This window comes from bacterium (assembly GCA_024226335.1).
GTDB lineage: Bacteria > Myxococcota_A > UBA9160 > SZUA-336 > SZUA-336 > JAAELY01.
The window spans coordinates 1-19,026 of sequence record JAAELY010000289.1 but is presented as its reverse complement, the minus strand read 5'-3'; the positions used below and the strand labels follow the sequence as shown (position 1 = coordinate 19,026).

Below are 19,026 nucleotides of genomic sequence, written 5' to 3'. Positions count from 1 at the left end.
TGATTCCGGAAGGCGTGCGAGCGGAATGCCTGACCGTCGGGCTGAGGGCTCGACGGTCGCTCCCAGCGAACCCGCCGAGAGTCAAGATCACAACAAACCCTTTGCCTCCGCCTCCTGGCAGGTTCCATCGTCAGGGTTCTCGCGGCAGAACTTCAGGACGGCCGGTGGGAATATTGGATTGCGAACCGGCTGGCGCTGCACAGCGGGCTTCTGTTGGTTCTTCCGCTTCTGTTCCTCGATGAATCTCCGCATGTTTTCGTCGAGAGCCTTCTGCTGAGCAGACGGCTCTCGCACGCTTAGTCGCTTTGTGCCATCACAGTGCACTTGCATGACATCCCCCTGGCAACGGAGCTCGCCATCGTAGCTTCCTGTTCCGTGCGCGGCGCACACCGCCTCGATCCGATCGAGCATGTATTGACTGCCGATGGCGGTCAGTCGTGCGTCTTCCTCATTCAGATGCTCGGCCTGTCGTTCGTCTCGGCAATGGTGAACGAACATTCCAATGTCCTCGAGCTTTCCATTGAGCATGACGCCGTTCGGAACTGTGGCCCACTTGCTGTCGTCTGCGAAAGGGTCGTTGGCGGTGCACAACACTTGGGGTCGCTCGGCTCCACATCTGAACTGGCCCGCGTACCGGGTGCCCATTGTGTCCCGACAAGCGCTATCTGCAGCGTTGTGCATTCCGCCGCCACGCTCGAAGAACTTTCGAGTTTCCGTCTCGCCATAAAACTGGCTCCGTGGGTTGCAGCGCTGATTGAACTGACTCAAATTCGTTTCTGCAGAGCCGCTGTCACGCACAAAGAGCTTGTTCGGCATCGTGATCCATCGATCCGCCTCCGGGCTACGCTCGCAGCGAATCAACACACCGCCGAATTCGCCGCACTGAGCCTCTCCAAGGAAGACACGCCCGTCATGGAGTCTGCAGGCTGCATCGGCCATCCGCCTCTCGACACCTTGCTGCAGCCCGTTCACCGCGGTTCTTTGGTCGAAGCCAGGGCCTGGAGAGCAAAGGGCATGCGATCTCTGGATCGTCTCGATTATGTCTCCGGTAGGAATGTGAACGCCCAAGCTCACCCAGCCAGGAGCACCTGCAACCGTCATAGTGTCGTGGGTCTCGGACGCCATCCGCGGCGACGCCTGGTAGAGGACTCGCGGCCCCCGGATGCCATCGATCCAGGAGGAGAGCCATCCCTCGTCCACGTTCCTTGAAATCGATCCGGCGGAGTACAACGTCGGAGTCGAGCCCGAAGGAACGAAAACGAACAGCAACAGCACAGCGCCAGCAACGCCGATCGCCGCAAGCACCGTGGCTATCGACTCCTTGAACGGTTCGATGTGCAGGACAATTACGCCGCCGATGACGCTCGTCAGAATTCCGATGAGCCACTGTTCCATGGTGAGATTCTACAACCATTCTCAGGAGGAATGGCCCGCCCGCGAGACGCGGCTTTGACCGGTAAGGGGGATGTGTGGCCCGGGTTCCGTGAACAAGTAGAGATGGCTTGACCTTCCGAGCCGCAGAGCAAAATCGCCAGGAAGGCGATGGAGGGTTACGCCATGAACACAGGCACCCCGCAAGAGGCGGACGTCATCCGCCTCGCCAGAACATTGGAGAGCTACTGCGCCGACCCGTCTTGGAAGCGGTGCAGATGGTCCTCGAAGAGGAGCTGAGCGCCGCGCTCGGCGGTGACCGCTACGAGCGCTCGGACGATCGCCGCGGCTACCGCAACGGCCACAAGACGGGGAGGATCACAACGGAGGTCGGGCCGCAAGCGCTCCAGGGGCCCCGCGGTCGGATCACGGACGACGGGAAGACCCGGGAGTTCCAGAGCGAAATCGTGCCGCGTTTCGCACGTCGAACGCGCAAGGTCGACGAGGCGATCCCGGGAGCATACCTCGCGGGCGCGAATACGCGGCGGATCCGCAAGGCACTCGAGCCTTTGCTCGGCTCGGAGCACCAGTCGAAGAGCGCAGTGTCGCGGGTCGTCACGCGCCTTGAGGACCTGTTCGCGAAGTGTAGCGAGCGCGCTCTGTCTGAGGAGCCGTACGCGATCCTGTTCCTGGACGGCTTCCATCTCAAGGTGCGCCTGGCGCGTCGCGAAGTGGCGGAAGCTGTGTCCGGCGGTGGCGCGAAGCCTCGAGGAAGCCGGTGATCGGCTCCTGACCTTCTATGCATTTCCGAAGTCTATGTGAAAGTCGCTGCGCACAACGAACTCGATCGAGAACTTGAACCGGGAGTTTCGACGCAGGACGTAGACGCAGGCGTCGTTCTTGACCACGCTTCTTCGCAAATCAATCTGCATCCGTCGGTCGGACTGTGACATAATTCGGATTCAGATATCCGCGGTTACGCTCGAGGAACCGACATGCCGGACGAATTCGACAAAGAGGTCGAGCTAAAGCGCCTCGAGAACGAGAGACTGAAGCTGAGGCTTGGCTTCGGTCGCTTCATGTTTGGGACGGTCGTCCTCGGAATCCTCACGGCAACGCTGAATTGGCAAATCCAACGCGCCCGGCTGCAGTTTGAAGTCGTCAGTACCGAGAGCGCATTCATCGCGAAGTTCATCGACCGAGCGCTTGCCAAAGACCTAGAACAGCGACGGGATTTCGCGGAATATTTCGTGCGGCTCACCCCGAACCCAGAATCGAAGGAGCGCTGGCAAGACTATCTGGATTTTGCAAAAGGATTGGTCGAAGACGCAGTCAAGAAAGAAGCGGAATTGGAGCAGAGCGCGCGCCGTTTAAGCCAGGTGGCTGAACAGGCCGTAGACGCCGAATACGAACGAAATAGTGCACTGGCACTGATTGCTGCGTCCGAACGCAAGCTGAATGACAAGGGCCTGGCCGCCGCCGATAAGCAGCGTTTCCTGGACGAAGCACAACGGGCACGCAAGACAGCAGAGGAAGCGCAGAAGTCGACCGAGACCCTTCAAAGCAGCCTGGACGAAGCGCGACGGGAGCTGGAAAGCAAGCGGCGCGAGCTAGCGACGTTGCGCTCGAATTCCCTCCAGGCGTTGCCCACGATCGAAGAAGCCGACTCTACCGATCCAATTGTCTCCGAGACGAACCTCCCCGCTTCCGGCTGGTCGTATGTCGGAACCTGGAGAGACGACACAATGATCGACCGCGTCTTCGATGCCGATCACGTTCCAAAGGCAGGCGAACGGATCGAGGCGACCACAGACGTGTTCCAACGCTCGCGCCCGCCGCGATTCGACCTTTTTCGCGGTTGGTTGAAGGGCGATCGCCTGAGCGTCGTCGAGCAGGGAGAGCTTTTTGAAGTAGAGGAAGTCTCGCGAATTCCCGCCAAGGGCGGAGGCTGGCGAATCTGGGTCCGCGGGAAAGTGGTAGGCGCATAGTCGTCAGACTCCGTTTGCCGGTCTGTGCGTCTAGGAGTCTGTCGAGGCTACTCGACGGGGGAGGCGAATATGGCAGGACGGAATCTATTCCTGTTTACAGACGGAACGGGAAATGCGGGCGGCAAGACTCGCAATACGAACGTATATCGCCTGTTTCGCGCCATCGACCGCAACGGAAACGCTCCGCAACAGCTTACGTTCTATGACGACGGAGTCGGTACGTCGGACAACTCGGTCAGCCGGATGCTCGGGAACGTGTTCGGCTACGGACTCAGTCGAAACATCAGCGAGATGTATGAATGGCTCGTGCTGCACTACGAGCCTTGTGACAGAGTATTCATCCTCGGGTTCAGCCGTGGCGCCTTCACTGCCCGCTGCCTGGCTGGCCTCATCAAGCGTTGCGGCGTACTGAAGAAGGAAGTCTATCTCGACTCGGAACATTTATCCGTGGATCGTCGCCAAAAACGTCTCAAGGAGATTGTGTGGGCCTACCGCGCGATCCACGATGGCCGATTCAATAAGTGGCGAGGCGAAAGCAAAGACTTCTATGACGTTCGTACCCACTTCGTAGGCGTCTGGGACACGGTTGATGCCGTGGGTATGCCGATCGACGAACTCCGCCCCGTCCCCGACTACTTTACTCGTCTCTTTCGCGGTCGTCGCGCCTACGCCTTTCGCGACATGATGCTGAGGGGCGTCGAACATGCACGCCACGCCATCTCGATCGACGACGAACGCCGAACATTCCACCCAAACGTCTGGTACAAATCGCCAAGCAAAGAGATGGCAGATCACGATTCTCTTGACTGCGGCCGCCAGACCGATCCGGCCAATATCCGGCAGGTCTGGTTCGCGGGCGCCCATTCCAATGTCGGTGGCGGTTACCCGAAGGATCAGCTTGCCCACGTCACCCTCGATTGGATGATGGGCGAGCTCGAAGCCATAGGCGACCCTCCCGAGTGCCGAGTCCGCTTCATCTCAGGAAAGAGGAAGGCATTTCAAGACGAGGCGGACGCGCACGGTCGCCATTACGATCCCCGGACGGGACCCGCCGTCTATTACCGCTACAGCCCGCGGCGAATCACACGCTTCTACAAGGGGACCGGCGATATCTGGGAGCGAGTTCTCAAGCTCCGCTTCCTGAAGCTCCCCGCCCTTCCCCGACACGGAATAGAGATCCATGCAAGCGTCTTTCAACGCATCGTTCGAGGCACGCAGGGCTACACGCCGCTCTTCCTACCCGATAAAGGCGACACTGATTTCAAGCTGGCCATCCACTACACCCAGGGCTCCGGGCCGTATACCGAGGCGAACCTCGGCGCCCAGCTCGCAACCGCTCCTGCAAAGGTGGCCGCCGTCGCTCGATCCACTAGGACAAAGATTTCCGCGCTTGTCACACTTCGACAGATCACCTACTCGATCCTGCTGCTGTCGACCCTTGTCGCCATCTTTCAGGGCTTCAACGCCAAGCCACCCAATACCGAGATGACAGCAACCAATGCCGAGACGTGGACTCTGACCGGCGCCTCCCACGACGTGATCATCGGCCTGGTGCCTGATCTCGCTTCGCCCCTCGTCGATGCGGCATTCGCCTATCCGATAATGGCTTTACTCTACGGCGCCATTGTCGCCGGTTCTTGGGGCCTCCAACGGGTGCTCAAGAATCGGATCCACGCGATTGGGCGCCGGGCATACGATGCCTAGGGAATCTCTGCACAGGGAGGATTCGAGCGAGAAGCGAGAGTCGCCGCCTGAGCAAGAAGCGTGATCCGATCGCAGATCCGTAGATCTGCAGAGGGTCGCGCGACGCAGCGCAGGCGGATGCATCGCGCTTCGCAGTCGCAGCCTCCCTGTGCAGAGGTTCCCTAGGGTCAGAGAGCGCAAACATCGTCTGCGCGCGAGCCAGGTTCTTCGCGATCCTCAGGTAGCGGGTTTTGTCGAAGCCCCAGAGATGTTTCACGACCCGAAACGGGGGCTCGCAGCGAGCCCGCGTCCTTGAACGCGCGCCGTACAGCACGCTCTTCTCATCGTGAAGCAGGTTCGGCAGCTGCTTGATGTCCGACTCCGCCGCGTGCGTCGCCGTCAGGCTGTGCAGCATGCCGCGACGATCCGTTCCAATGTGGAGCTTCATCCCGAAACGCCAGACCCTTGTTTCTACCAAATCGAGGCGGTTCTGCGGAAATTCCCTAGCCCTCTGGCTTCGCGTCGAGCCACTGCGCCAGAATTCGCCGGACCGAAGGGGCGGTAATCGGCTTGGTCGCGTAGTCATCGCAGCCCGCGTTCAGGCAGCGTTCGCGATCGCCCTGCATCGCGTGCGCGGTGAGCGCAACGATCGGGCGAGTGTAGCCCGCGTTCCGCAACTCGGTCGATGCCGCGTAGCCATCGAGCACGGGCATCTGCATGTCCATCACGATCAAGTCGAATGGCTCGCGCTCTTCCGCCGCCAATGCTGCGTCCACGCCTTCACGTCCGTTGGATGCAACCTCGACTTTGGCGCCGAGCTTGCGGATCAAGAAGCTGATCAGGCGCTGGTTGTCTTCGCCGTCTTCGACCAGGAGCACACGCTTGCCGGGCGGAATCTCCTGCGGCGCGCTCGCCTTCGGGGGCTCAGAGACCTGAGGAGCCGGCGCAGGCGCGAGTTCAGGAAGGCGAAGTCGAACGGAGGTTCCCTTCCCAGGCTCGCTCGTTACACCGAGCGAGCCGCCGAGTGCGGCGACCAGTCGTCGGACGATCACCAGACCGAGACCGATCCCCCCCCGTTTTCGAACCGATGATTCGTCCGCCTGCGTGAACGGCCGAAAAACGCGATCGATCTCTTCTTTGGTCATGCCGATGCCCGTATCCGTGATCGCGATTTCGGTCGCGGCCTTGCCATCGCGGGTCTTTCCCGCGCGCATTCGAATCTCGGCGCCACCCCGGTCGGTGAACTTGATCGAGTTGGCCAGCAGGTGCGTAAGGATCTGGCGGAGCCGGGTCGAATCCGTGCTCAGCGTCACGCCCGATTTCGCATCGTCGTGCAGGCGCAGGAAGAGATTGCGAGCTTCCGCGGCCGGTCTCAGGTTGTCCACAATCTCCACCAGCATGTTGCTCAGGTCGGTCTCGTAGACCCGAAGCGCGACCTTCGAAGAATCGTCGCGGCAGGCCTCGAGCAAGTCATCGATCAGTCGCATCAGATGCGCGGAGTTGCGGTGAATGGACTCCACGAACAATCGACTCTCATCTTCGGAACACTCGCCAGCAGAGTCGCCATGCAACTGATCCACGAAGCCCACGATCGCAGTCATCGGCGTTCGGATCTCGTGGCTCATGTTCGCCAGGAAGTCGAGCTTCGCTCGATTGGCAGAGCGCGCCTCATGCGTCGCAGCCTGCAGGTTCACGATCGCGTCGGATCCGCGCATCAAGAAGCGAACGCGGTGCTGCAGCAACTGCCAGTCGATCGGTTTCTTGACGAAGTCCGTGGCACCGGCCTTGAACGCCATATCGATGGTTTCATTGTCAGTGTGTCCGGTCGCCATGAGAATGGGGAGCGCCTCGCCCGGATACCGCTCGCGCAACACGCTACAGGTCTCGAAGCCGTCGATCCCGGGCATCTCTACGTCAAGCACGATCAGGTCGGGTAACTCTCTGTCTACCGCCGACAGGCCGCTTTCACCGTCTTCGACTTCCTCGCATTCGAATCCGATCGCGCTCAGCGACTTCCCGGCGAGCAGCCTGGCGACCGGGTCGTCGTCGATCACCAGGGCGCGAGACTTTTCTTCAGCTGTCTTCTTCATTCGTTCTCTCCGCTCGAGCGTTCGTCCAGCGCGGCGTGTACTGCGGCCAGTTCCTTCGACAAGGCCTGTACGAGCACTTCCGCGCCCTCCAATTTGTTGACTCGGCCGCGGGCCTCGAGTTCTCGAGCCATGGCTGACAGGCCCATGGCTCCGACCTGCCCACTGCTCGACTTCAAGGTATGCGCTGCCCGCGCCAGGGATTTGGCGTCGCTCTCTTCGACGGCAGCGAGAATGGCGCTCTCGAGCTGCGTGGAGTTCTCCCGGAAGATTTGAACCAGCCGCCGCTCCAGCAATTCATCAAAGTCGTCGAGGTCGCGCAGTGCATCGAGGACAGAGTCGTCGATCGGCGATGTGCCGTTCACTGTTTGCGTTCGATCCTTCGCTGAAGATCTCACGGTCGAGTCTGAGGCCAGCGTCGCTGCCGCTAGTTTGACAGGGTCCGCCACGATCCACTTTGCAGCCATGCGACTCAGATCGTCGCGAGTGAAGGGTTTGGTCAGATAGTCGTCCATTCCCGCAGCGAGGCACTCGTCGCGATCGCTCGGTAGCGCATGAGCGGTCAGCGCAATGATCGGTACGTGAAGTCGCGGGTCAGATGCTTCTTCGAGTTCGCGAATCGCGCGTGTTGCCTGAAAGCCATCCATGCCCGGCATCTGACAGTCCATGAAGATCAGATCGAAGGACGCGGACTTCACCGCCTCCACCGCTTCGAGGCCGTCCTTTGCGTCAGACACATCGCAATCGAGATTCTGCAGCACACGGGTGGCCACTTCGGAATTGATCGGGTTGTCCTCTACGAGCAGAATGCGTGCATTCGCAATCGGCCGAGGCGCGCTGACAGGCTCGGGAGCGATGCTTTCGCGTGCGACGCTTCCCCCCACCGTCAGGATCAGAGCACGCGCCAGCTCGTCGATCCGCGCGGGCTTGCCGACCGCCGCGGCGATGCGGAGGCTCGGGTCATCGGCGCGAAGCGAGGCATCGAGCGGCAGCATCGCGATGATCTGCGGTGCCCAGGCGGCGCCTTGTTCGCGCAAGCGCTGCACGACTCGCAGCCCTTGTGCATCAGGGCCCAGGTCGGCGAGCAACACGTCGAAGAGCGCGCCTCGGTTCGCCGACGCATGTAGCTGCTCGAGTGCTTCGTCGCAGTCTTCACACTCGAAGACCTCTGCCCCCCAGGTTTCGAGCTTTTGACGCAGCACCGAACGATGGGTCGTCTCGGACTCGAATAGAAGCACTCGCTTGCCGTCGAGGTCTACCTCATCTCCGGCCTCGTCCTGACCTTCCACACGCTCCAGGGGTAGACGGAACCAGAAACGCGAGCCGATGCCCTCTTCCGTTTTGAAGCCGATCTCTCCGCCCATCAGTTCTACGAGCTGTTTGCTGATGGCCAGGCCGAGACCGGTACCCCCGAATCGCCGCGCCATCGAGCCGTCCGCTTGCGTGAACGATTCGAACAGACGATCGCGAGACTCTTCGGGTACGCCGATACCGCTATCCGAGACTTCGAAGAGCACCTCTTCAAATTCGGGGCGGGCAAGCTCGCGGTGGGTGTTCGTCACTCGCAGCACCACTTCGCCCTGCTCGGTGAACTTCACAGCGTTGCTCAGTAGATTCGTCAGCACCTGCCGCAGGCGGCCGGAATCGCAGCGCACGGAGGAGTGGACACTCTCATGCACGAAGCAGGCGATTTCGATTCCCTTGGTCTGCGCACGCTCCGCCAGCAGATCTACGATGTCTTCGGATGCCCGCCGCAGGTCCATGACTTCGCTCTCGAGTTCGAGCCGGCCGGCCTCGGCGCGAGAAAAGTCCAGAATGTCATTGATCAGATTCAGAAGAGTGCGCGCCGACTGGTGGACCGTACGTGTGAATTTGCGCTGCGTCGGATTCTGCTCGGTACCGAGTAGGAGTTCGGTCATCCCCAGCACGCCGTTCATGGGGGTTCGAATCTCGTGACTCATGTTCGCTAGAAACTGGGACTTGGCGCGGTTCGCTTCTTCCGCAACCCGCGCCAGCTCGATAGCTTCCTCCGCGCGAAGCTGCAGCTCCTTCGTACGAGACGCAACCTGATCCTCCAGGTTTCGCCGATGCGCATACACTTCGTCGCGATACGTGCGCAGGCGGGTGAGCATCTCGTTCACCGCCTGGCCCAGTTCGCCCGCTTCGTCCCTCGTGTCGATCTCGATGTGCTGTTCGAAGTTCCCGGAGGCCATGTCGTGCGTCACCAGGGAGAGCCGACGGATGGGACGCACCACGTGTCGCATTGCCAGGATCGTGAGCACACAGAGAGCGATGACCGCTGGACCGGCATAGGCGAGGAGCACTTGAAGGCGATAGCTGACACGGCGCTGAATCCCGGCGGAATCGAACCCCAGACGCACGAAGCCGAGCAGCTGCGGCACGCGGGTTCCGACCGGCACTCGCTCCACATGCTGCATCGTGGCACCGCGAATCGGAACCACGAAGCTCAGATTTCCCGAGCCATCTGCGCGCAAGGCCTCACGCCCCACGGAAGCTGATCGCGCAAGTTCACTCGAAGCCAAAGGGAGCGGACCGGAGGCTCCGGAGCGCACGCGACGAGCGAGCGGAACTCCCTGTGCGTCGAGGACACTCACATAACTCAGTTCGTCATGCCCCGCGAACTCTTCGAATACCTGCTCCAGGGCACCGGGTTCACCGGAGAAGATCGGGTATCCGAGCTGATCGGCGAGTCCCCGCCCGAGTTCCCGTCCCGCATCTTTGAGTTTTTCGTACTCGTCTTTGGACGATTGATGTCCAGCAACGGCAAGGACGCAGATCCCCGTCAACACCGCAAAGAGAACGGCGAGCACATCGAGCTTTGCAGCAATGCTGATTCGACTGCCGGTTCGCATCAGTCGCGATCTCTCCGGAATGATGAGGCTCTCGGGTTGAACAACGAAGACATTGAGGCACAGGCTTGGGCGGTTCGACGGACGCACGGCGGATGCCCTGATAGTTTATCGGAGAGCCGCAAACCCGCCTTAAGATGGCCGGGCCCTTCCCTAAAGGAACCGGCGCTGTAGAGCCGAAGCACGAGCTGAGACTCTTGTGTGTAGGGAACGCCGCGCCATGCGATCGGTCGTCTCCATATGGCTCGCGCGCGTGTGCGAGATCGTGCCTGGCTCGGTGCAGGGGGTTGTCGTGCTTGCGACAGAGGCGGCACCACACGAACCCTTCGCCGTGTGGCCCCCTGCTGCGAAAGTGATGCCCGAACTGCGGGGCGCAGCGGCCGCCGCGTTGAAACACGAACGTCCGGTCGTCAGTGGCAAGAAGTTCGAGACCGTCGAGAGCGGCCAGGTTCGCGGCCGGGTGGCCGTACCGTTCAATCTCACTTCCGGTGGCCGAGGAGCGGTCGCGCTGGAACTCCTCTCCGAGACCTGGGATGCGCAACGGCGTTTGGCGCAGCTCGGAGCCGCGCTGGCGTGGCTCGAACCACTCATCCATTCGGATGGGAGCCGCGAACGGGTGGTCGAGGCTCTGGAGCTGCTGGGCCTGGTGCTCGAGTACGAGACCTTCGAGGCAGCCAGTCGCGCCCTCGCCACCGAGATCGCGACCCGGCTCGAACTCCAGCGAGTCAGCATCGGCTTTCGCGAACGCGGGCATTGCGTCGTCGATTCGATCTCGCGTGTTGGCAAGTTCGATCCGCATTCGCAGCTCGTTGTCGATCTCGGAAACGTGATGGACGAAGCCGCGGATCAGGACGCTGCGGTACTTCATCCCCAGGCCGAAGGCGAGGCTCCACGCATCACACGTGCACACGAAGCACTCGTGCGCGATCACGGTGCTGCTTCCGTCTTGACGATCCCACTGGCCTTCAGCGGTCGCGTCGTCGGAGCCATCATCTGCGAAAGCGACACAGCCATCGCGGCAGGCGACGAGCGGCTACGCGTCGCGGAAGACGCCAGCGTACTCCTGGGGCCGCTCCTGCATCTGAGACGACTCGCCGATCGAAGGTGGTTCGAGCGCGCTCGCACCCGTATGCGGACGCTGAGCGAGCGGCTCTTCGGACCCGGCCACGCAGAAACAAAGCTCATAGCTTGCGCGCTGAGCCTTCTCGTCCTGGGACTCGCATTCGTCAACGGAGAGTATCGCGCCCGATCAGAGGCAGTCCTCGAAGGCCGCGTACGCCGGGCCATTGTCGCCGGCACGGAGGGCTACATTGGCGAGGCCAACGCGCGGGCGGGCGACATCGTGCAGGCCGGGCAGGTGCTGGGCAGACTCGATGAGCGCGATCTGGCACTCGAACGACTCAAATGGGCCGCGCAGACAGAGCAGTTGAAAACGGAGCAACGCGAGGCGCTCGCGCTGCACGACCGGGCGAAGGTCAACATCCTGAGCGCAAAGGTTGCAGCGGCCGAAGCTCAGATGTCGTTGCTCGACTCCAAGCTCGAACGAACCCGACTTGTCGCGCCCTTCGATGGTGTCGTCGTGCGCGGTGACCTGAGCCAGGCACTTGGCTCTCCCGTCTCCAAGGGCGATGTCTTGTTCGAGGTCGCGCCTCTCGACGGTTACCGGATCATGTTGCAGATCGACGAACGTGACGTACGCCGCGTATCTGCCGGAAACAAGGGACAGCTCATGCTGTCCGCCCTGCCCGGCCGCTCGCTGCCGTTGACGGTCGAGCAGGTGACGCCTGTCGCCGTCGCGGAGGATGGGCGAAACTACTTCCGCGCCGAAGCACGTCTCGATGTGCCCGTAGATTCCTTGCGACCCGGAATGCAAGGCGTCGCAAAGATCGATGTCGGTTCGCGCTCGCTCCTGTGGATCTTCACCCATCGCCTGATCGACTGGCTGCGACTTTCGATCTGGTCCTGGCTTCCGTAGATACATGAGCGAGAGCCTGTTCAGTTCATCCTGGTACCGTGTCGCACCTCTGAAGCCCAAGCTCGCCGCGCATGCACGTGTGCACCGGCATCAATACCGCGGCCAGCTCTGGTACGTGCTCGAAGATCCGATCTCCGGCCGCAGCCATCGTCTCACTCCGAGTGCCTATCAGATCGTCGGACTGCTCGATGGCCAGCGCAGCGTCCAGGAAATCTGGGACGCGGTCGGCCTGCAGCTGGGCGACGATGTGCCGACGCAAGACGAGACGATACGCGTGCTCGGCATGCTGCACGTGGCCGACCTGCTGCAAGGAGACGTGTCTCCCGATCCGGACCTGGTCTTGCGACGCGCCGAACAACGAGCGCAGGCAGAGACACGCGGTCGTTTTGCGAATCCCATGGCCCTCAAGCTGCCCTTGCTGGACCCCGATCGCTGGCTGCGGCGCTCTACTCCCTGGGTTCGCCCGGTCTTCAGCCGCTGGGGCGCGGGGTTGTGGTGTGCGGTCGTCGGCAGCGCTCTGGTTCTGGCGGGCTCCCACGCTGAGGAACTCTCCGCGGATGCGATCAGCCGGTTGCTGGCACTCGAGAACCTGGTCGTACTCGCACTCGTCTACCCAGCGGTCAAGCTGCTTCACGAACTCGGGCACGCCTTTGCCGCCCGCTCGTTCGGTGGCGCCGTGCACGAGGTCGGGATTCTCTTTCTGGTCTTGATGCCCCTGCCCTACGTCGACGCCTCGTCGTCGTCTGTGTTTCCGGACAAGTACCAGAGAATGCTCGTCGCGGGCGCGGGAATCCTGGTCGAAGTCTTCCTCGCGGCGCTGGCGTTCTTGGTCTGGTTGAACACCGACCCGGGCCTGCTCAGATCGACCGCCTACAATGTGATGTGGATCGGCGGTGTTTCGACACTTCTGTTCAATGGCAATCCCCTGTTGCGCTTCGACGGCTACTACGTGCTATCCGACGCCATCGAGATTCCCAACCTGGCAAGTCGCTCGAAGCAGTATCTGGGGTATCTGACGCTGCAACACGCCTTTGACGTGCGCGGACGATCCCCTGTCAATGCCCCTGGCGAAGCGCGCTGGTTTGTCGCCTACGGAGTCGCGGCCTTCGTCTACCGCTTGTTCGTCATGCTGGGCATCGCGTACTTCCTGGCGACTCAGTTCCTGATACTCGGCGTGATGCTCGCGCTGTTCGCGATCGTCATGCAGGTCGTGGTTCCCTTGATCAAGTGCGCCACCTTCTTGTTGACGAGCCCACGCCTGGGCGAACGGCGCGCACGTGCGCTCGGCCTGAGCATGGCTTCTGCGGCCCTCCTCTCCGCGTTGATCTTCGCGGTTCCGATCTCGCATACGACGCACGCTGAGGGAGTTGTATGGCCGCCCGAGGGCGTATTGGTTCGCGCGGGTACCGAAGGCTTCATCATCGATGTTCTCGCGGAGCCCGGCTCGACAGTCCTTCGAGGACAAGCGTTGGTACAGATTCGCGACCCCTCCCTGGAGGCAGAGCTTGCCGTTCTGCGCGCGGAACTGCGCGAGTTGCGAGCGCGCCTGCACTCGGAGCGCTTTCGCGATCGCGTCCGCGCTGCGGGAACCAGCAGTCAGATCGAAGAACTGGAGGCGCGCCTCGCGCGAACCCGCGAGCGCGAGAGCGAGGTGACCGTGCGCAGTCCCGGCGACGGCACCTTCTATCTGTCGGGAGCAGACAATCTGACTGGACACTACGTCGAACAAGGTGAGCTGCTCGGACACGTACTCGGCCTCTCGGTTCCGACCGTCCGCGCGGTAGTTCAGGAAAGCCGCGTGAACCTGGTCCGCGAGCAGACCGAGCGCATCGACCTGCTGCTCGCCAGCGAGCTGAACGCGGCGCTCCAGGGCGACGAACTGCGGGTCATACCAGCAGCAAACGACCGCCTGCCGAGCCGAGCTCTGGGCACCGCCGGTGGCGGTCGGCTGCCCGTCGATCCGACAGATCCCGACGGTCTTCGCACGCTCGACCGCGTGTTTGAAGTCGAGATCACACTGCCCCGATCGCTGGCCGTGCGCGAAGTGGGCACGCGTGTCTACGTGCGCTTCCGCCACGGCTTCGAACCGGTGGGGGCTCGACTCTGGCGAGCCGTGCGACGCGTGCTCGTGCGAGATATCCGTGTCTGATGGCGCGCCCTTCGGTTCTGGCCTGGCGCTTCGACCGGGCGTGGCGCAAGGCAGCTACCCCGAACGGGGACTGGAACACGAATCCTGGTTCAGCCGAGCGCTGCGACTGATTTCCGGTGCGACGGAACGCGCACTCTCGCTGCGTCGAGCACCCCTGGAGCAGTTCGTCTCGCAGGTCCGCAGCCGGGGGGCCAAGCTTCGCGGACTCGACGAGGCTCAGCTCGCCGAAGAGTTGAGGCGAACGCGAGAACGGCTCGTGCTCGAGGGCACCCGTGACGATCTGCTGCCTGGCTGTTTCGCACTGATTTCGGAGTTCTCGCGTCGCACGCTCGGCATGGAACCCTACGACGTGCAGTTGATGGCCGGCTGGATCATGGCGCGCGGCAAGCTCGCCGAGATGGCCACCGGAGAGGGCAAGACGCTTGCCGCTACCCTGCCCGCTTGTACTGCGGCGTTGGCGGGAATTCCCGTGCATGTGATCTCTGCGAATGACTACCTGGTGGCACGCGACGCAGCGAAATTGGCGCCGCTCTACGAAGCACTCGGGTTATCGGTCTCCGCAGTGACCGAAGACCTAAAGAACCCAAACGAGCGACGCGACGCCTACTCCTGCGACATCACCTATGGAACGACCAAGCAGATCGCCTTCGACTACCTGCGCGATGGGCTCGCTCGCGGTCGAACCCGCGGAAAGCTCAAGTTTCAACTGGACTCCCTCCACAACGGAGCTGCGCACAGTGGCCTGCTTCTGCGCGGCTTGTGCTTCGCGATCATCGACGAGGCAGACGCGATCCTGATCGACGAAGCGAGTACACCGCTCATCCTTGCCGGCGCCGGCGGATCCCCCGAACAGGAGCGCACCTACCGACAAGCGCTGCGCCTCGCGCAAAGACTGGAAGATGGCCTCGACTACCGCCTCAATCGCATGACTTCCAACGTCGAACTGAGCGAAGGCGGCCGAATGAAACTCGAGGAGCTGACCCGACCCCTGTCCGTTGCGTGGCATGGCCCTCGACGCCGAGAGGCCTGGGCGCTGCAGGCGCTACGTGCCCTGCACGTGTTCGTACGCGACCAGCACTACCTCGTGCGCGACGGGCACGTCGAGATCATCGATCAGCCCACGGGCCGTTCGAACCCCGACCGCTCCTGGGAGCGCGGCCTCCATCAGTTGATTGAACTCAAGGAAGGCTGCGAGCTGACCCCCGAGCGCGAAACCCTGGCACGCATAAGCTGCCAACGCTTCTACCGACGCTATCTGAAGCTCTCTGGGATGACGGGAACCGCGCGCGAAGTCGCCGGCGAAGTCCAGGACGTATACGGACTCGCGACTGTGCCCATTCCCACGCGCAAGCCGCTGATTCGGCAGCACTTCGGCACGCGCGTGTACCCGTCCAAGCAGAGCAAATGGCGTGCGCTGAGCAAACGCGTGGCCGAACTGAACCGAACGCACCGGCCTGTCCTGGTTGGCACCTCTTCGTTGGGAGAGTCCGAAGTAGTCAGCAGGTTGTTGACTGCCGCTGGCATCGAGCATCGTGTGTTGAACGCACGCCAGGATGCCGAAGAAGCGCAGATCGTGGCCGACGCCGGACAGCTCGGACGTATCACGGTCGCGACCAATATGGCGGGTCGAGGCACCGACATCGCTCTGGGCACGGGAGTCGCGGAGAGCGGCGGCCTGCACGTGATCTCGACACAGCGGTCAAGTGCTGGGCGAATCGACCGACAGCTCTACGGTCGGAGTGGCCGGCAGGGAGATCCCGGAAGCTGCGAGGGAATCTTTTCGCTCGAAGATGACCCGCTAGTCCAGCTATATCCAGACTTCGTCCGACGGCTCATGACATTGATGTCACGGCGTCGCGGATTCTTCCCACATCGGCTCGGCTCCGGCCTTACATCCTTGCCGCAGTGCGCCGATGAAAGGAGGCAGGCCCGGATCCGGCGTTCCCTGATGGAGACCGAGAGCTACTTGAGCGACCTACTGGCGTTCACTGGGCAAGGCGAGTAGGAGTAGGCAGCAATGAACGGCGACGAGCCGAAGAAGTTTGCGCGATGGATCTTGCCGTTTCTAACGGTGGCGGGTCTGTGCGCGGTCTTCCTGCCCGGCGTCGTGAAGTGGAGTGCTGGGCGGAACACAATCCCGACCGGCAGCCGACAGGCGACCGTGCAGAAGTTGCAGGCGGCCGCTGCCGCGAAACACCGCGAGGGAACTGCATTGAGTACAGATCCGCTACTCGGCACAACGCTCGACGGTTCGGCGGTGCGCTCGCCGGGTAGCCACGATCGAGGCGCGGTCGATTGCATCATCGAGCCCTTCGAAGTCGTGGAGATCGGCAGCTCGGTCATCGGTGTCATCAAGAGCATCCAGACGGAGCGTGGGGACTTCGTGAAGGCCGGCCAGATCGTGGCCGAGCTCGAATCCAGCGTGGAAGATGCCGCGGTCGCACTCGCTCGCACTCGCGCCAAGATCGACTCGAACGTGCGCTCGCGAGCGAGCGAGCTGCAGCTTCGCGAGCGACGCAGGCAGCGGGGAGGGAAGCTGTTCAAGCGCGACGCCGTCTCACTCGATGCCCGCCAGGAGCTCGACACGGAAGCCGACATCGCGCGCTACGAATACTACCGCGCGCTCGAGGAACAGCGACTCGCCGAGCTGGAGCTCATACGGGCCGTCGCCGCCGCCGAGCGACGCAAGATTCGCAGCCCAGTGGCCGGTGTGGTGGTAAGCCGTTCAATGTCGCCGGGTGAGATCCCGCACGAAGACACGATCCTGACGATCGCTCAGATCGATCCGCTGCGCGTCGATGTGATCCTGCCCGCCGCGAAGTTCGGCACCATCAAGAAGGGCACGCGCGCTACGATTGCCCCGGAGTTGGAAGGCAACGACGCACACGTGGCGTCCGTGACGATCGTCGATCAGGTCATCGACGCGGCCAGCGGCACCTTCGGGGTGCAACTCGAGCTGCCAAATCCGGACTTCGCGATTCCGGGCGGACTGCACTGTCGGGTCCGCTTCGAGGCCGACTGAGTTTCGGATGAACGGATTCTCCCCCCTCATCCGCGTCAGCCTGGGATTGGTCCTGGTGACCTGTTCAATACTCGTCATATTGGACCTCGCCGGCTTCATGCCCGCCGAAACGGACCAGCGCATGGAGGCGCGCATTCAGCTCTGCGAAACGCTGGCCGCACAGGCGGCGGCAGCGGCCGGTAGCGACGACTTGAATTCGATCCGCGCGGCGCTGTACATGGCCGTGGAACGAAACGATGAGGTCTTGTCCGCCGCACTTCGCTCGAACGCGGGTCGCCTGATGGTGACTTCTGGAGATCACGCAACTGCGTGGGGTCCGGATCTCGAAAAGGAATCCAATGCGACGCACGTCGCCCTCCCCATGTTGCGCAACGGCAAGCCGTGGGCCGATCTCGAAGTGCGCTTTCGCGATGTTGCAGCCCGCGGGCCGTTAGAAGCCTTGTGGCAGCGACCGCTCGTGCGCCTACTCGCCATCATGGCTGCGACCGGCTTCTTCGCATACCTGGGCTACATGCGACGCGCACTGAAACACCTTGACCCGTCCTCGGTTATTCCCGCCCGCGTCCAAGGAGCACTCGATGCGATGGCCGGCGGCGTGCTGCTGCTCGACCAGAGCGAGCGGATCGTGCTCGCAAACGCCGCGTTCGTGGAGACGTTCGGCGAACGCGCCTCGGCGCTGATGGGCAGACGCGCGTCCACGCTCGAGTGGACTCGCTGCGACAGCAACTACCGCATGCCCTGGGTCGAAGCGATGGAGGGCTCCAAGACTATCGAAGCGAAGGTCATCCTCGAGGACGTACTCGGCGAACAGCGCTCACTGGTGGCCCGCTGCTCGCCAGTGCTCGACGGCTGGGATCGCGCCAAGGGTGTGATCGCAACATTCGATGACGTGACGGAGCTGGAGCGCAAGACGCAAGAACTGGAAGAAGCCCTCGCGACGCTCGAAAAGTCGCAGGAAGAGATCAAGGAACAGAACAAGGAACTGGGATTCCTGGCCCACCACGACCCATTGACGGGCGCATCTAACCGACGCTTCTTCATGGAGCGCTTCGGCGGCGAGTTTGGCGAGGGCATTGATCGACAGGTCTGTTGCGTGATGGTCGACATCGATTTCTTCAAGAAAGTGAACGACGAGCACGGACATCAGGTCGGCGACGAAGTCATTCGACGCGTATCTGAAGCCTTGATGAACGAAGTGCGCTCCGATGACAACGTCTGCCGTTACGGCGGCGAGGAGTTCTGCCTGGTGCTTCAGGACACCGATGTCTTGGGTGCGGCCGCGACGGCAGAGCGTATTCGCGGACGAATCGACTCGCCCGGCTTCGCGCGCGTACCCATCACCGCGAGCTTCGGCGTCGCTTCGATCCAGTTCGGCGCCAAGTCGCTCACGACGTTGATCGACCAGGCCGACCAGGCGCTCTATGCATCCAAGAACAACGGTCGCAATCAGACCTCGATCTGGAAGGGGAAGGACGCGCTCGAGCGCTTCGTTCCCCGGCGAATTGAAACCCAAGGACATCGCAAAGGAGACGAATGATGGACCCCAAAGAGGCCAACCCAAACCTGCCGCCCGCCGCCTACGCAAACTTCATGCGCGTGGGTCAAGACCGCGCGGAGTTCTTTCTGACCTTCGGCCAGGTCGTGCAGGGGCAATCCCAGGGACCGGCAACGGGTGCGCATCTCCTGGCGTCTTTCGTTACCGCGCCCGCGCATGCCAAGGCGATGGCGAAGGCGCTCGCTGATGCGGTCGCCCGCTACGAGGCCAACTTCGGAGAAATCATCCTGCCGGCGGCGCCGCAGCCCGCGTCGAACGGCACCGCACCCCCTGCCCGCGCGAGGCGCGCCTAGATTCCGCTGCCTGCCCTCCTTTTACACCATCTA

The 19,026-nt window shown here is 62.3% G+C and carries 12 protein-coding genes; 9 read left to right on the top strand and 3 right to left on the bottom strand.

The window, feature by feature from the left end:
* Nucleotides 1-87 precede the first annotated feature (87 nt).
* The gene (locus GY725_15260) at nt 88-1,395 is read right to left on the bottom strand and encodes a hypothetical protein (protein MCP4005547.1); all 1,308 of its coding nucleotides are present in this window, start codon (nt 1,393-1,395) and stop codon (nt 88-90) included.
* Between the two features lie 107 nt (nt 1,396-1,502).
* Here GY725_15260 and GY725_15255 point away from each other — a divergent pair, with 107 nt between their 5' ends.
* The 3 genes from GY725_15255 to GY725_15245 all read left to right on the top strand — a co-directional run bounded on the left by GY725_15255 (nt 1,503) and on the right by GY725_15245 (nt 5,063).
* Nucleotides 1,503-2,153: a hypothetical protein gene (locus GY725_15255; GenBank protein MCP4005546.1), complete on the top strand. Its 651-nt coding sequence runs from the start codon at nt 1,503-1,505 to the stop codon at nt 2,151-2,153.
* Nucleotides 2,154-2,366: 213 nt separating this feature from the next.
* On the top strand, nt 2,367-3,359 hold the full coding sequence (locus GY725_15250; GenBank protein ID MCP4005545.1) for a hypothetical protein: 993 nt from the start codon (nt 2,367-2,369) through the stop codon (nt 3,357-3,359).
* A 69-nt stretch (nt 3,360-3,428) separates the two neighbouring features.
* Entirely contained in the window at nt 3,429-5,063 is a 1,635-nt protein-coding gene (locus tag GY725_15245) for a DUF2235 domain-containing protein (protein MCP4005544.1), read from the top strand.
* A 482-nt stretch (nt 5,064-5,545) separates the two neighbouring features.
* Here GY725_15245 and GY725_15240 read toward each other — a convergent pair whose 3' ends face one another.
* A complete protein-coding gene (locus tag GY725_15240) occupies nt 5,546-7,132 on the bottom strand; it encodes a response regulator (protein MCP4005543.1) in 1,587 nt (528 codons plus the stop codon).
* A complete protein-coding gene (locus tag GY725_15235) occupies nt 7,129-10,002 on the bottom strand; it encodes a response regulator (protein ID MCP4005542.1) in 2,874 nt (957 codons plus the stop codon). Before GY725_15235 ends, GY725_15240 begins: the two co-directional genes overlap by 4 nt.
* Nucleotides 10,003-10,219: 217 nt before the next feature.
* Here GY725_15235 and GY725_15230 point away from each other — a divergent pair, with 217 nt between their 5' ends.
* Genes GY725_15230 through GY725_15205 form a run of 6 tightly spaced genes read left to right on the top strand, consistent with a single transcriptional unit; the run spans nt 10,220 to nt 18,993 of the window.
* Complete coding sequence (locus tag GY725_15230; GenBank protein MCP4005541.1) at nt 10,220-11,974, top strand: HlyD family efflux transporter periplasmic adaptor subunit; 1,755 nt, start codon at nt 10,220-10,222, stop codon at nt 11,972-11,974.
* Between the two features lie 4 nt (nt 11,975-11,978).
* Nucleotides 11,979-14,123, top strand: a complete 2,145-nt coding sequence (locus GY725_15225) for a peptidase M50 (GenBank protein MCP4005540.1) — start codon at nt 11,979-11,981, stop codon at nt 14,121-14,123.
* Nucleotides 14,116-16,128 carry a prepilin peptidase gene (locus tag GY725_15220; GenBank protein MCP4005539.1) on the top strand — a complete coding sequence of 671 codons (2,013 nt, stop codon included), beginning with the start codon at nt 14,116-14,118 and terminating at the stop codon, nt 16,126-16,128. Before GY725_15225 ends, GY725_15220 begins: the two co-directional genes overlap by 8 nt.
* A 12-nt stretch (nt 16,129-16,140) precedes the next feature.
* Complete coding sequence (locus GY725_15215; GenBank protein ID MCP4005538.1) at nt 16,141-17,145, top strand: efflux RND transporter periplasmic adaptor subunit; 1,005 nt, start codon at nt 16,141-16,143, stop codon at nt 17,143-17,145.
* Between the two features lie 7 nt (nt 17,146-17,152).
* The gene (locus tag GY725_15210) at nt 17,153-18,682 is read left to right on the top strand and encodes a GGDEF domain-containing protein (protein ID MCP4005537.1); all 1,530 of its coding nucleotides are present in this window, start codon (nt 17,153-17,155) and stop codon (nt 18,680-18,682) included.
* Nucleotides 18,682-18,993 (top strand): DUF3467 domain-containing protein, encoded by a 312-nt coding sequence (locus GY725_15205; GenBank protein ID MCP4005536.1) that lies wholly within the window; start codon nt 18,682-18,684, stop codon nt 18,991-18,993. The genes GY725_15210 and GY725_15205 overlap by 1 nt, the downstream gene beginning before the upstream one ends.
* Nucleotides 18,994-19,026 lie beyond the last annotated feature (33 nt).